The sequence below is a fragment of the Variovorax sp. 05T418 genome, from assembly GCF_056396385.1.
Genome location: NZ_JBFTLJ010000002.1, coordinates 493,566 through 506,607, shown reverse-complemented (window position 1 = coordinate 506,607; position 13,042 = coordinate 493,566). Strand labels below are relative to the sequence as shown.

General features: G+C 67.7%; 11 protein-coding genes. 7 read left to right on the top strand and 4 right to left on the bottom strand.

Features of this window, described 5'->3' with window-relative positions:
• Nucleotides 1-14 precede the first annotated feature (14 nt).
• The 7 genes from AC1DMS_RS05690 (at nt 15) to AC1DMS_RS05660 (ending at nt 8,298) form a co-directional block, all read left to right on the top strand.
• Complete coding sequence (locus AC1DMS_RS05690) at nt 15-1,907, top strand: bifunctional sugar phosphate isomerase/epimerase/4-hydroxyphenylpyruvate dioxygenase family protein (protein WP_478180794.1); 1,893 nt, start codon at nt 15-17, stop codon at nt 1,905-1,907.
• A 30-nt stretch (nt 1,908-1,937) separates the two neighbouring features.
• Nucleotides 1,938-3,347: an MFS transporter gene (locus tag AC1DMS_RS05685; RefSeq protein WP_027729462.1), complete on the top strand. Its 1,410-nt coding sequence runs from the start codon at nt 1,938-1,940 to the stop codon at nt 3,345-3,347.
• Nucleotides 3,348-3,385: 38 nt separating this feature from the next.
• Nucleotides 3,386-4,069, top strand: coding sequence for a DsbA family oxidoreductase (locus tag AC1DMS_RS05680; protein WP_478180793.1), 684 nt, complete (start codon nt 3,386-3,388; stop codon nt 4,067-4,069).
• 122 nt (nt 4,070-4,191) lie between these two features.
• Nucleotides 4,192-4,662, top strand: a complete 471-nt coding sequence (locus tag AC1DMS_RS05675) for a hypothetical protein (protein ID WP_478180792.1) — start codon at nt 4,192-4,194, stop codon at nt 4,660-4,662.
• Between the two features lie 56 nt (nt 4,663-4,718).
• Nucleotides 4,719-6,269 carry a DUF1800 domain-containing protein gene (locus AC1DMS_RS05670; protein WP_478180810.1) on the top strand — a complete coding sequence of 517 codons (1,551 nt, stop codon included), beginning with the start codon at nt 4,719-4,721 and terminating at the stop codon, nt 6,267-6,269.
• 26 nt (nt 6,270-6,295) lie between these two features.
• Nucleotides 6,296-7,507: a DUF1501 domain-containing protein gene (locus AC1DMS_RS05665; RefSeq protein WP_478180791.1), complete on the top strand. Its 1,212-nt coding sequence runs from the start codon at nt 6,296-6,298 to the stop codon at nt 7,505-7,507.
• A gap of 44 nt (nt 7,508-7,551) precedes the next feature.
• Entirely contained in the window at nt 7,552-8,298 is a 747-nt protein-coding gene (locus tag AC1DMS_RS05660) for a tRNA-uridine aminocarboxypropyltransferase (protein ID WP_478180790.1), read from the top strand.
• Here AC1DMS_RS05660 and AC1DMS_RS05655 read toward each other — a convergent pair.
• The 4 genes from AC1DMS_RS05655 to AC1DMS_RS05640 all read right to left on the bottom strand — a co-directional run bounded on the left by AC1DMS_RS05655 (nt 8,293) and on the right by AC1DMS_RS05640 (nt 13,032).
• Nucleotides 8,293-9,180 carry an NAD(P)-dependent oxidoreductase gene (locus AC1DMS_RS05655; protein ID WP_478180789.1) on the bottom strand — a complete coding sequence of 296 codons (888 nt, stop codon included), beginning with the start codon at nt 9,178-9,180 and terminating at the stop codon, nt 8,293-8,295. The genes AC1DMS_RS05660 and AC1DMS_RS05655 overlap by 6 nt on opposite strands.
• Before the next feature lie 32 nt (nt 9,181-9,212).
• A complete protein-coding gene (locus AC1DMS_RS05650) occupies nt 9,213-10,211 on the bottom strand; it encodes a transketolase family protein (RefSeq protein ID WP_478180788.1) in 999 nt (332 codons plus the stop codon).
• On the bottom strand, nt 10,211-11,050 hold the full coding sequence (locus AC1DMS_RS05645) for a transketolase (RefSeq protein WP_012748409.1): 840 nt from the start codon (nt 11,048-11,050) through the stop codon (nt 10,211-10,213). Before AC1DMS_RS05645 ends, AC1DMS_RS05650 begins: the two co-directional genes overlap by 1 nt.
• Before the next feature lie 92 nt (nt 11,051-11,142).
• Nucleotides 11,143-13,032 carry a TRAP transporter large permease gene (locus tag AC1DMS_RS05640; protein ID WP_478180787.1) on the bottom strand — a complete coding sequence of 630 codons (1,890 nt, stop codon included), beginning with the start codon at nt 13,030-13,032 and terminating at the stop codon, nt 11,143-11,145.
• Between the last annotated feature and the right edge of the window lie 10 nt (nt 13,033-13,042).

The window sequence follows — 13,042 nt, the reverse complement described above, 5'->3', positions numbered from 1 at the left end:
TACAGTCACCCCCCATGCATCGCTCCATTGCCACCGTCTCCCTCAGCGGCACGCTTCGCCAGAAGCTCGAAGCCGTTTCGGCCGCAGGCTTCGACGGCATCGAGCTGTTCGAGGCCGACTTCGTCAACTTCAAGGGCAGCGCCGCCGAGCTGGGCCGCATCGCCTCGGACCTCGGCCTCTCGATCGACCTGTACCAGCCGTTCCGCGATTTCGAGGGCATGCCCGAGGCGCAGTTCCGCCGCAGCCTGGAGCGCGCCGAGCGCAAGTTCGACCTGATGGAGGCCATGGGCGCGCCGCTGATGCTGTGCTGCTCCAACACCTCGCCGCTCTCGGTGAACGACCCGGCGCTGGCCGCCGCGCAGCTGCACGAGCTCGCGGAACGCGCCGCGCGCCGCAATCTGCGCGTGGGCTTCGAGGCGCTGGCCTGGGGCCGCCACACCTCGCTGTACGGCCAGGCCTGGAACATTGTGAAGCAGGCCGGCCACCCGCACCTTGGCCTGATCCTCGACAGCTTCCACACGCTGTCGCTGAAGGACGATGCCACGGGCATTGCCGCCATTCCGGGCGACAAGATCTTCTTCCTGCAGATGGCCGACGCGCCGCTGCTGTCGATGGACGTGCTGCAGTGGGCGCGCCACCACCGCTCGTTCCCGGGGCAGGGCGATCTCGACGTGATCGGCTTCTTCGAGCAGGTGCTGCGCGCGGGCTACACCGGCGCGCTGTCGCTGGAAATCTTCAACGACCTGTTCCGCGAAACGCCCAACCGGCGCACCGCGGTGGACGCCATGCGCTCGCTGCTGTACCTCGAAAGCGAGGCGCGGCAGCGGCTGGCTTCCGCTGCCGATGTGCCGGCGCTGAAACCGCAGGTCGAGCTGTTCAGCCCGCCGCCCGTGCCGGCGCTCTCGGGCCTGTCGTTCATCGAATTCGCGGCCGACGAGGCCTCGGCCGGCACGCTCGGCGCGCTGCTGGAGCAGCTCGGCTTCCGCCGCGTCGGCCGGCACCGCTCCAAGGCCGTGGCGCTGTACCGCCAGGGCGAAATCAACCTGATCGTCAATGCGCAGCCGGATTCGTTCGCGCGCAGCCGCTTCGAGGCGCACGGCACCTCGGTGTGCGCGCTGGGCGTGCGTTGCGCCGATCCGCAGGCCGCCGTCGAGCGCGCCACGGCCATGCGCTCGCAGCGCCACGACAGCCCGGTCGGCCCGAACGAATTGCGCGTGCCGGCCATCGTGGCGCCGGGCGGCAACCTGATCCACTTCGTGCCCGAGGCCCTGGGCACCAACGGCCTGTACGAGGCCGACTTCATCCTCGAGCAAGACGCCGCGGCCGATGTCCGCGGCGCCGGGCTCGCGCAGGTCGACCACGTGGCGCTCGGCCTTGCGCTCGACCAGCTCGACACCTGGGTGCTGTTCACGCGCGCCGTGCTGGGGCTGGAGCCCGGCGAAAGCCTGGAGCTGGCCGACCCCTTCGGCCTGATCCGCAGCCGCGGCGTGGCCAACGCCGATCGCAGCCTGCGGCTGGTGCTCAACGTGTCGCTGAGCCAGCGCACCCGCACCGCGCGCACGCTGAGCCTGACCGGCGGCGGTGCCGTGCACCACATTGCGCTGCGCTGCGACGACATCTTCGAGAGCGTGGCGCGGCTGCGCGCCGCGGGCACGCGCTTCGTGCCCATTTCGGACAACTACTACGACGACCTGGCCACGCGCATCGACCTGGACCCGGTGCTGCTCGCAAAGCTGCGCGCCGCGGGCGTGCTGTTCGACCGTTCGCCCGCGGGCGACTACCTGCACATCTACACCGAGAACATCGAAGGCGGACTCTTCTTCGAACTGGCACAGCGCACCGCGGGCTACGACGCCTACGGCGCGCTCAACGCACCCGCGCGCATGGCATCGCAGGCGCAGCAATAAAGATTCTTTTCGTCAACCCGGAGACAAACCATGGCAACCATCACGGCCCACGAGCCGAAAGGCAAGCACCAGTCGAAGAAAGCCACCGCGAGCGGCTGGATCGGCTCGGCGCTGGAGTACTACGACTTCTTCATCTACGCCACCGCGGCTGCGCTGATCTTTCCGCAGATCTTCTTTCCCAAGGGCGACCCGCAGATCGCGATCATCGCGTCGCTCGCGACCTACGGCGTGGGCTACGTCGCACGGCCGATCGGCGCGCTGCTGCTGGGCCACTGGGGCGACACGCACGGCCGCAAGACGGTGCTCATTTTGTGCATGTTCCTGATGGGCTTTTCCACCGTCGCCGTCGGCCTGCTGCCCACCTACGACCAGGTCGGCCTGTGGGCGCCCGCGCTGCTGGTGCTGCTGCGCCTGATCCAGGGCTTTGCGGTGGCTGGCGAGATCTCGGGCGCGAGCTCGATGATCCTGGAGCACGCGCCGTTCGGACGCCGCGGCTTCTTCGCGAGCTTCACGCTGCAGGGCGTGCAGGCCGGCCAGATCATGGCGGCCGCGGTGTTCCTGCCGCTCGCGCACTACATGGACAAGGACGCCTTCAACGCCTGGGGCTGGCGCATTCCGTTCCTGCTGAGCTTCATCGTCATCGTGGCCGGCTACATCATCCGCAGGGAAGTGGAGGAGACCCCCGCCTTTGCCGAAGTCGAGAAGAGCGCCCAGGTGCCGAAGGCGCCCGTCATCCAGGCCGTGACCGAGAGCTGGGCCGACATGCTGCGCGTGCTGCTGTGCTCGCTGATGAACGTGATCCCGGTGGTCGCGACCATCTTCGGCGCCGCCTACGCGGTGCAGCCGGGCTACGGCATCAACTTCGAGAAGGACATCTACCTCTGGATTCCGGTGATGGGCAACATCCTGGCCGTGATCGTGATCCCGTTCGTCGGCAACCTGTCAGACAAGGTCGGGCGCCGCCTGCCGATCGCCGTGGGCGCCATCGGTTCGGGCCTGCTGTCGTTCGGCTACCTGTATGCCATCAGCATCCACAACGTGCCGCTGGCCATCGTGATGTCGCTGCTGATGTGGGGCGTGGTCTACCAGGGCTACAACGCCGTGTTCCCAAGCTTCTATCCGGAGATGTTCCCCACGCGCACCCGCGTCTCGGGCATGGCGATCTCGCAGAACATCGGCACCGCGATCACCGCGCTGCTGCCCGCGCTGTTCGTGGCGGTCGCGCCTCCCGGCGCCGCCAACATCCCGCTGACCGTCGGCGCCATCACGCTGGCGATCTGCGCCATTGCCGCGGTCTCGGCCCTGAGCGCACGCGAAACCTACCGCGTGCACATGAACGACCTGGGCAAGCCCGATGCGGTGCCGGTCGACAAGCTCGAATACGACCGGCTGCGCGAAGAAACGCTCGCCACCGCACGCATCGCCAAGGCCGCGGCCTGAAGACCTTGCGCGCACCAAGGGCGTCGGGGCGATGAAGAATGGCGGGCATGACCTCCCATCTCAAGATCGATTTCGTTTCCGATGTTTCCTGCCCCTGGTGCGCCGTCGGCCTGGGCTCGCTCGAGGCGGCGCTGCGGCGCGTCGCGCCCGGCATCACGGCGGAGCTGCACTTCCAGCCTTTCGAGCTGAACCCGCAGATGCCGCCCGAAGGCCAGGACACCTTCGAGCACCTGAACCAGAAATACGGCTCCACGCGCGAGCAGCAGGCAGAGGCGCGCGAGATGATCCGCCAGCGCGGGGCCGAGGTGGGCTTCGAGTTCAGCCCCGAGGGCCGGCCGCGCATCTACAACACCTTCGACGCCCACCGCCTGCTGCACTGGGCCGAGCTCGAAAGCCCGGCCACGCAGGCGGCGCTCAAGAAGCTGCTCTTGAAGGCCTACTTCACCGACCGCCAGAACCCCTCCGACCCCGAGGTGCTGGTGCGCCTGGCCGCCGAGGCCGGGCTCGATGCGGCGCGGGCCCGCGAAATCCTTGCGAGCGGCGAGTTCGCGCGCGAAACCCGCGAGCGCGAACGCATGTACACCGACGCCGGCATCCATTCGGTGCCCGCGATCATCATCAACGACCAGCACCTGATCTCGGGCGGCCAGCCGGTCGAGGTGTTCGAGCGCGCCTTGCGCCAGATTGCCGGCGCTGCACCCGCCAGCGTGGCGGTTGCCTGACTTAGCTGGAGCTTAGGCGCTGCCTTGCGCGGCGCCGCGAAGGTAAAGTGCGTCAACGCGGAGCGGGGCACGGCGGTTGAGGAAGCGTCCTTGAACCGCCGTCACTCCCAGGAGCTCCGAAGATGAAGAAGAAAAGCCTCATCGCCGCACTCGTTCTCATGGCCGCGGCCTCGCTGCCCGCGCTGGCCGACGAATACGGCAGGCACCCGTTCTACCTGCACGCCCTGTCCGACCTGCGCATGGCCGCCTGGAAGGTGGAGCACCGCCGTCCCGAAGACGGGAACGTCTCGCGCGACGAGCAGGTGGTGCTCGACGAGATCCACGCCGCCATCGGCGAGCTGCAGCACGCGGCATGGCTCGACGGCAAGCCCGTCGAATGGCGCGAGCCCACCGATGCGTGGCTGCCGCGCCAGGGCCGCCTGCATGCGGCGGTCGACCTGCTGCGCAAGGTGCGCTCCGACGTGGCGCGCGAAGAAGACGACCCGCGCTCGCGGCCATACCAGCAGCGCGGCCTGGCGCACGTCGACGCGGCGCTCGGCACCGCGCAGCACGCCATCGGCGACGTGCGCCGCCACGACCTGCGCACGGAGTGAATGCGGTGGCGGCCGCCGCTTCGCAGTGGTTGTTGTTCTCCCCGCGCCGCGTGCCGATGGCGCTGGCTGCATGCGCGCTGGCGCTGCTCACGGCCTGCGCGGGCGCGCCGGGGAACCATCGGCCGCTGGTGTCGGTGTCCCTGCCTTCTGCACCCATGAACGAAGCCGCGCGGCTGCGCTGGCTCGACCGAGTCGGCTGGGGCGCCAATGCGAGCAGCGAGGCACAGCTGGCGCGGCGCGGCCTGCCGCTGTGGATGCGCGACCAGCTCAATCCGCGGCCCGCGCCGCTGCCGCCGGCCGCGCAGGCGCAGGTCGATGCCATGGCCATTTCGCGCACGCCGCTCGACCAGCTCGTCGCCGGACTCGATGCGCAGCGCAAGGCCGCCGATGCCTTGCCCGACGAAGACCAGAAGAAGGCCGCTCGCCAGGCCTACCAGCGGCAGCTCAACGAACTGGCGCGCGAGGCCCAGCAGCGCTTCGTGCTGCGCGCGCTCTATTCGCCCAACCAACTGCAGGAGCAGATGACGTGGTTCTGGATGAACCACTTCAACGTCAACCTGCGCAAGGACAACATCCGCGCGATGGTGGGCGACTACGAAGAGAACGCGATCCGCCCGCATGCGCTCGGCAGCTTCCGCGACCTGCTCGGCGCCACGCTGCACCACCCCGCGATGCTGCGCTACCTGGACAACGCGCAGAACGCCGCCAACCGCATCAACGAGAACTACGCGCGCGAGCTGATGGAGCTGCACACCATGGGCGTGGGCGGCGGCTATTCGCAAGCCGACGTGCAGGAGCTGGCGCGCGTGCTCACCGGCGTGGGCGTGAGCTACCAGCCGCTCGATGCGCCGCCGCCCAACGTGCGGCCGGCCCTGCGCGCCGACTATGTGCGCCGGGGCCTGTTCGAGTTCAACCCCAACCGGCACGACTACGGGCCGAAGACGCTGCTGGGCCAGCCCATCCAGAGCCACGGCCTGGCCGAGGCCGACGAGGCGCTCGACCGCTTGGCGCGCGCGCCGGCCACCGCGCGCTTCATTTCGCGCAAGCTCGCCGTGTATTTCGTCTCCGACGATCCGCCGCAGGCCTTGGTCGAACGCATGGCGGCGGCCTTCACGCGCAGCGACGGCAACATCGCCGTCACGCTCAAGGCGATGTTCGAATCGCCCGAGTTCGCCGCCTCGCTCGGCCGCAAGTTCCGCGACCCGGTGCACTACGTGATCGCCGGCGTGCGGCTCGCGTATGACGACCGCGTGGTGTCGAACGTGAACCCGATGCTCGGCTGGATCAACCGCATGGGCGAGCCGCTGTACGGCCACGAAACGCCCGACGGCTATCCGCTCAACGAAGCCGCCTGGGCCAGCGCGGGGCAGATGAACACGCGCTTCGAGATCGCGCGCGCCATCGGTGCGAATGGCGCCGTGCTGTTCCGCACGGACGACAAGGCGCCGCTCGAGAAACCCGCATTCCCGCCCCTGGCCGATTCTCACGCGGTGCGCGCCATGCAGGCGGGCCTGGGCGCGGACACGCGCGAGGCGCTGGCGCAGGCGAAAAACCCGCAGGAGTGGAATACCTTCCTGCTGGCGTCGCCGGAACTGATGCGCCGCTGATGATGATGAGAAAGGGACACACCGCCATGCAACGCCGAGAACTGCTCAAGCTCATGGCCGCCGCGCCGTTCGCGGGCGCCGCCGGCCGGCTGATGGCCGCGCCCGCGGCCGAAGGCGCCAAGCTGCTGGTCGTGTTCCTGCGCGGCGCCTACGACTGCGCCAGCCTGCTCGTGCCCACGGACAGCGACTTCTATTACGCCTCGCGCCCCAACATCGCCATCGCCCGGCCCGGCATGCCCGGCGGCGCGCTGCCGCTGGACGGCAGCTGGGGCCTGCACCCCGCACTGGCGCAAAGCGTGATGCCGATGTTCGAGCAGAAGCAGGCCTCCTTCATCGCCTTCGCCGGCACCGACGACCTCACGCGCAGCCACTTCGAGACGCAGGACTCGATCGAGCTGGGCCAGGCGCTCGACAAGCGCCGCGACTATGGCTCGGGCTTTCTCAACCGCCTGGCCTCCGTGCTCGGTGCCGGGCCGCTGGCCGGCGTGTCGCCCATGGCGTTCACCAACCAGCTGCCGATCGCGATGCGCGGCAACGCCAAGGCCGCCAACATGGCGCTCGCGGGCAGCGCGCGTCCCTCGATCGATGCACGCCAGAGCGAGGTGATTTCGGCGATGTACCGCAACACGGCGCTGGCACAGCCGGTGGCCGAGGGCTTTCAGGTGCGTGACGAAGTGGTGCGCGCCATGCAGGCCGAGATGGACGCAGCCAGCCGCAACGCCATGACGGCCAAGGGCTTCGAACTCGTCGCGCGCCGCATGGCGCGGCTCATGCGCGAGCGCTTCGACCTCGGCTTCGTCGACGTCGGCGGCTGGGACACGCACGTGGGGCAGGGCGGCGCCACCGGCTATCTTGCCAACCGTTTCGAGGAACTGGGCCGCGGCGTGGCCGGGTTCGCAGAGGAGATGGGCGACGACGCCTGGCGCCAGACCGTGGTGGTCGTCATCAGCGAGTTCGGCCGCACCTTCCGCGAGAACGGCAACCGCGGCACCGACCACGGGCATGGCAGCGTGTACTGGGTGCTCGGCGGCGGACTCTCGGCGCAGGCCGGCGGGCGCGTCGTGGGCGAGCAGCAGGAAGTGGCGCAGGCCACGCTGTTCCAGAACCGCGACTATCCGGTGCTCAACGAATACCGCGCGGTGTTCGGCGGGCTGTTCAGGCGCATGTACGGCCTTTCGCCGGCACAGCTTGCGCGGGTGTTCGACGGGGTGGCGCCGAAGGATCTGCAGCTGATCTAGCTGTCCGGCGCACCGGGCGTCCAGGAGCCGCCGAGAATCGGTGCATGCCCCACGCCGTCTCCCTCCTTCGCGCCGCGCGCCTGGCGCGCAGCGCCAAACCCTTTCTCGCCCGTGGCGGCTTCAAGCGCGAGCGCTGCGCGGGCTGCCGCCTGGTGCCCAGCCATTGCATGTGCGCCGTGCGTCCTTCGGTGGCAACGCGCGCGGGGGTGTGCCTGCTCATGGCCGACATCGAGCCGCTCAAGCCCACCAACACCGGATGGCTGGTCGCCGACGTGGTGGCCGATACTTTCGCCTTCGGCTGGGCCCGCACCGAAACCGATCCCGCGCTGCTGGCGCTGCTGGACGATCCGCAATGGCAGCCCTACGTGGTGTTCCCGGGGCAATATGCGGCACCCGAGCGCGTGGTCCTGGCCGTTCCGGCGCCTGGAACGGACGGCAGTGGCAGCGCGAAACGCCCGCTCTTCATCCTGTTCGACGCGACATGGGCCGAGGCGCGCAAGATGTTCCGCAGAAGCCCTTATCTCGACCGGCTGCCGGTGCTGAGCCTGCAGCCGGAGCGGATCACGCAATACAGGCTGCGCAACTCCGGCCGCGACGACCACTTCTGCACCAGCGAGGTGGCCGCGATGTGCATGAGCCTGGCGGGCGAGCCTGTTGCCGAAGAGACGCTGGATGCCTACCTCGCGGTGTTCACGCACCACTATCTGCATGCGAAGAACCAGCAGCCCATTGCCTGGGACGATGCGGCGCACCGGCGGCTGCGCGAGGTGGCAGCCCTGCGGCCATCATGACTTTGTTGCAGCTTCGTAGGCTGTTGTCACGGCAGAGTCGTCTTGCGCACCAAGTCCCCGCGCCGCGGTGCCGAGGAAGGCAAGATATGCAGCATGTGCGAGCGCGGCAGGAAATCGCGATTCGCGCGTCGCGTCGAGCACCAGGGACATGTCCTTGACGAAGATATCGACGGCCGACGTAATGTCGTCGAACTTGCCCGCGATCATCCTGGGGCCCCGGTCCGCGAGCATCCAGGACCCGGCCGCTCCGCTGCAGAGAATCTCCAGCGTGAGATCCAGCGGCAGCCCCTGGCGCCTTGCGAGTGCGAGCGCTTCTCCCGCCGCAGCCAGATGGACGCCGCAGAGCAGCTGGTTGAGAATTTTCATCTGCGCACCACAGCCAGCCGCGCCCAGGTAGTGCACGCGGGTGCCGAAGGTCTCGAGCACAGGACGCGCAAGCTCGAAGGCCTCGCGCTTTCCGGAGCCCATGATTGTCAGTTGTCCGCGTTCCGCGCCGACGGCGCCCCCCGTGACCGGTGCATCGACCAGCCAGATCGAGTGCTGCGCCAGCCGCCCTTCAAGCGCACGAACATAGCCTGGATCCATGGTGCTGCAAGTGATGAACACGGTTCCGGCCGCCAGCTTCCCGACCAGGCCGTTGTCGCCAAAGAGCACGGTTTCGGTCTGCTGCGAATTGACGACGAAGCACACCACGACGCTGACCTGGCCGGCCATCTCGGCAAGCGAGTTGGCTGGAACGCCGCCTTGCGCTTGCAGCCACTCGAGTGCTTCGGGACGCACGTCGCAACCCACCACGTCGAAGCCCTTCGCAATCAGGTTCCCGACGGCGCCGCGGCCCATCGCGCCCAGCCCGATGAACCCCACCTTCTTCCTGGCAGTCATGCCTACGCAGCGGGACTGTTCGGCCGCCGGGCTCATACCCAGCCCTTGATCTGCCGGCTCATCATCTGCGCCGAGATGCCATAGCGGTCATGCAGTGTCGGCAGGGCGCCCGCGTCGAGGAACGCATCGGGCAAGCCGATCTGGCGATAGGCCGTCGAGACTCCCGAGCGCATCAGGAGGCCCGCCACCGCCTCGCCAAGGCCGCCGATCACCGAATGGTTCTCCGCCACCACGACCAGCCGGCCCAGCCGCCGGACTTCGGCAAGGATCGTTGCCTCATCCAGCGGCTTGATCGTGGGCACGTGCAGCACGGCAATATCGACGCCGTCATTCCTGAGTTGCTCGGCGACCTCGAGCGAGCGCATCGTCATGAAGCCGCTGGCGATCACCAGTACGCTTTTTCCGTCGCGAATCAGCTTGGCCTTGCCGAGTTCGAACTTGTAGTCGTACTCGTCCAATACGCGCGGCACATTGCCGCGCGGCAACCGCATATAGACGGGGCCCTGATGGTCGGCCATCTGAGGTACGGCCTGCTCGATATCGAGCGCGTCGCAAGGGTCGATGATCGTCAGGCCCGGGATGCCGCGCATCAATGCCAGGTCTTCGGTGGCCTGGTGGCTCGGTCCATAGCCGGTGGTCAGCCCCGGCAGCGCGCAGCACATCTTGACGTTGAGCTTCTCTTCCGCAATCACCTGATGCACGAAGTCGTAGGCCCGGCGGGTGCCGAAGACGGCGTACGTCGTCGCAAAGGGAATGAATCCCTCCTTGGCCATGCCTCCCGCGGCCGCCATCAGCAACTGCTCGGCCATGCCCATCTGGAAGAACCGCTCGGGATACTCCTTCGCGAACAGGTGCAGGTCGGTGTACTTGGCAAGGTCGGCCGTCATCCCGACGATCTCCGGACGGCTGCGGCCCAACTCGACCAGGGCTTTGCCGAACGGCGCCGCTGTCACGCGCTGGCCTTCGCTGGCGATGGAGGCGATCATCGCGGAGGTCGTGAGCCTCGGCTTCTTTTCGGTGGTGGTACTCATCACAGGGCTCCTTCGGATTGCGCGCTGTCGACATGGGCGATGGCTTGCTGCCATTCCGGCGGGTCGACGCGGATGAAATGGTTCTTGTCCCGGGTCTCGAGGAAGGGGACGCCCCGTCCCATCAATGTGTCGAACAAGATGACGCGCGGCTTTTCTTCCTTCAGTGCGCGCGCGGCATCGAAGGCAGCCATGACGGCCGGCAGGTCGTTGCCATCGACGCGCTGCACGTGCCAGCCGAACGCTTCCCATTTGGCGGCGAGCGGCTCGAAGCCCATGATCTTTCCGGACGGGCCATCGGCCTGCTGGTTGTTGATATCGACCAGGCAGATCAGATTGGGCAGGCGGTGGTGCGCGGCGCCCATCGCAGCCTCCCAGGTCGATCCCTCGTCCAGTTCTCCGTCCGACATCGAGTTGTAGACGAAGGCCGGGTTGTTCTTCAGACGCAGCCCCAGCGCCATGCCGACGGCAATCGGGAGGCCTTGCCCGAGCGAGCCGCCGGACATTTCCATGCCCGGCGTGTAGGTGGCCATGCCGGACATCGGCAGCCGGCTGTCGTCGCTGCCGTAGGTTTCGAGCTCTTCCTCGGGAATGATCCCGGCCTCGATCAGTGCGGCGTAGAAGGCAATCGCATAGTGGCCGTGGGACAGCAGGAAGCGGTCGCGGCCTTCCCACTTCGGCTCCTCGGGCCTGTACGCCAGCGCGTGCTTGTAGGCCACCGCAAGGACGTCGGCCCACCCGAGCGCCTGGCCGATATAGCCCTGTCCTTGCACTTCGCCCATGCGCAGTGCGTAGGCGCGAATGCGGCGGGCGCTTTGTTGAAGCGTTGATAAGTCAGACACGGAAATCTCCTGGAAAAAGTGTGTAGAAAAGGTGGGGCGCGACGATCGCGAGAGGCGGCCGCCCGGGCGGTCCGTGTTCCTGCGTGCGCATGTCAGAGGAATCCGATCGAGATCCAGGGAATTGCGGCCACGGCCACCGTTCCGATGAACAAGGCGACCATGTAGCCGACGATCGGCTTCATGCCCTCGTTCGGATGGATCCGGCTGATGGCGCAGGCCGCGTAGTACCCGACGCCGAACGGCGGTGCGAAGAGGCCGATGCCCATCGCGAGGGTCACGACCATCGCGTAGTGCACTTCGTGGATGCCGACCTGGCGCGCAATGGGAAACAGCAGGGGACCCAACAGCACGATGGCCGGGATGCCCTCCAGCACCGATCCGAGAATGATGAAGGCGACAACCGATACCGCCATGAAGGTGATGGCGCCGCCTGGCAGCGCCTTCATCGTGTCCGCCAGGGCGCTCGAGAATCCCGATTGGGTGAGGGCCCAGGCCATGCCGGTGGCAGCACCGATGATGAACAGGATCGAGCCGGAAAGCGACGCGGTGCTGACCAGCATCGGATAGATACGTTTCCGGTCGAACTGGCGGTACACAAGAAGTCCGGCGATCACCGCGTAGACGATGCCGATGGTCGATACTTCCGTCGCCGTTGCGACGCCCTCGACCACCGCTGCGCGGATGACGACGGGCAGCGCGAGGGCAGGGATCGAGATCAGGAACGACCTGGCGATCTCGCGGCCGCTCGCCTTGCGCACGCCCGACAGGTCCTCGCCCCGATAGCGCCACCACACGAGTGCGGCCAAGCTCGCGCCGACCACCACCCCGGGCAGCAGGCCGCCCGTGAAGAGGGCCGCAATCGAGACGCCCGTCGCGGAACCGATCGTGATCAGCACCAGCGAGGGCGGGATCGTTTCGGTTTGCGCGCCGGTTGCGGAGAGCAATGCGACCAGATCGCCGGGCTTCGCGCCCCGCTTGCGCATCTCGGGGAAGAGTGCCGGTGCCACGGCCGCCATGTCGGCAGCCTTGGATCCCGAGATGCCGGAGACTAGATACATCGCGCCGATCAGCACATAAGAGAGCCCGCCGCGCACGTGCCCCAGCAGGCTGCCCAGGAAGCTGACCATGGCGCGGGCGATCCCGGTCATCTCGATGAGCAGGCCGAGCAGCACGAACAGCGGAACCGCGAGCAGGATGAGATGGCTCATGCCTTCGTCCATCCGGCCCACGACCACCACCGTTGGCGTGCTGGTCGTCAGCGCGATGTAGCCAAAGGTCGCCAGTCCGAACGAGAACGCGATCGGCAGGCCCAGCAGCACCATGGCACCCACGCCGAACACGAAGAAGAGGAGGAGATTCCAGTTGCCCAGCGGCACCAGCAGGGGTCCGGCCAGTGCCATTCCTCCAATGACCACGGCGACCAGGCCCAGCGCCAGGCCCGCATCCTTCCATCGGCCGATGCGCAGGATCTGGATGACGCCGACCAGCAACATCAGTCCGAGGCCGACCGGCAGCGCCGATGCCCGCCAGGAGTTGGGGATGCCCATGGCCGGCGTCGTGACAAAGACCTCGTCCTGCGCGAATTCGTAGGCGGGGTGAACGACAAATGCAAGGAAGGCAATGGCCGCAGCGATGGCGATCAGGTCCAGGAAGGCCCGTTTGCTCGAATCGAGCTTGCCCACGATCGCCGTCATGCGCATGTGCTCGCCGCGCTGGAACGCAACGATCGAGCCGAGCATCGCCAGCCAGAGGAAGAGGATCGAAGCCAGTTCGTCAGACCACACCAGCGGCTCGTGAAACACGTAGCGGCTGGTCACGCCGGCAAGAAGCACGACGACCTCGGCCAGCACCAGCAGCGCGGCCGGAATTTCGACCAGCATGGCCAGAGCCTTGTTCAAGGTCTCGAGCCATGCGAGCGGCCCGCGCCGGCATGGCAGAGCCGTGGTCCCGGCAGCGCCGGGCTCGTCACTAGAGATGTTCATGGTTTTCTTT

Coding starts and splice junctions, on each gene's coding strand:
- AC1DMS_RS05675 (WP_478180792.1), top strand. CDS start 4,192: ATGAAGAAGAAAAGCCTCATCGCCGCACTCGTTCTCATGGCCGCGGCC.
- AC1DMS_RS05670 (WP_478180810.1), top strand. CDS start 4,719: ATGGCGCTGGCTGCATGCGCGCTGGCGCTGCTCACGGCCTGCGCGGGC.
- AC1DMS_RS05640 (WP_478180787.1), bottom strand. CDS start 13,032: ATGAACATCTCTAGTGACGAGCCCGGCGCTGCCGGGACCACGGCTCTG.
- AC1DMS_RS05660 (WP_478180790.1), top strand. CDS start 7,552: ATGCCCCACGCCGTCTCCCTCCTTCGCGCCGCGCGCCTGGCGCGCAGC.
- AC1DMS_RS05690 (WP_478180794.1), top strand. CDS start 15: ATGCATCGCTCCATTGCCACCGTCTCCCTCAGCGGCACGCTTCGCCAG.
- AC1DMS_RS05665 (WP_478180791.1), top strand. CDS start 6,296: ATGCAACGCCGAGAACTGCTCAAGCTCATGGCCGCCGCGCCGTTCGCG.
- AC1DMS_RS05680 (WP_478180793.1), top strand. CDS start 3,386: ATGGCGGGCATGACCTCCCATCTCAAGATCGATTTCGTTTCCGATGTT.
- AC1DMS_RS05685 (WP_027729462.1), top strand. CDS start 1,938: ATGGCAACCATCACGGCCCACGAGCCGAAAGGCAAGCACCAGTCGAAG.
- AC1DMS_RS05650 (WP_478180788.1), bottom strand. CDS start 10,211: ATGAGTACCACCACCGAAAAGAAGCCGAGGCTCACGACCTCCGCGATG.
- AC1DMS_RS05655 (WP_478180789.1), bottom strand. CDS start 9,180: ATGACTGCCAGGAAGAAGGTGGGGTTCATCGGGCTGGGCGCGATGGGC.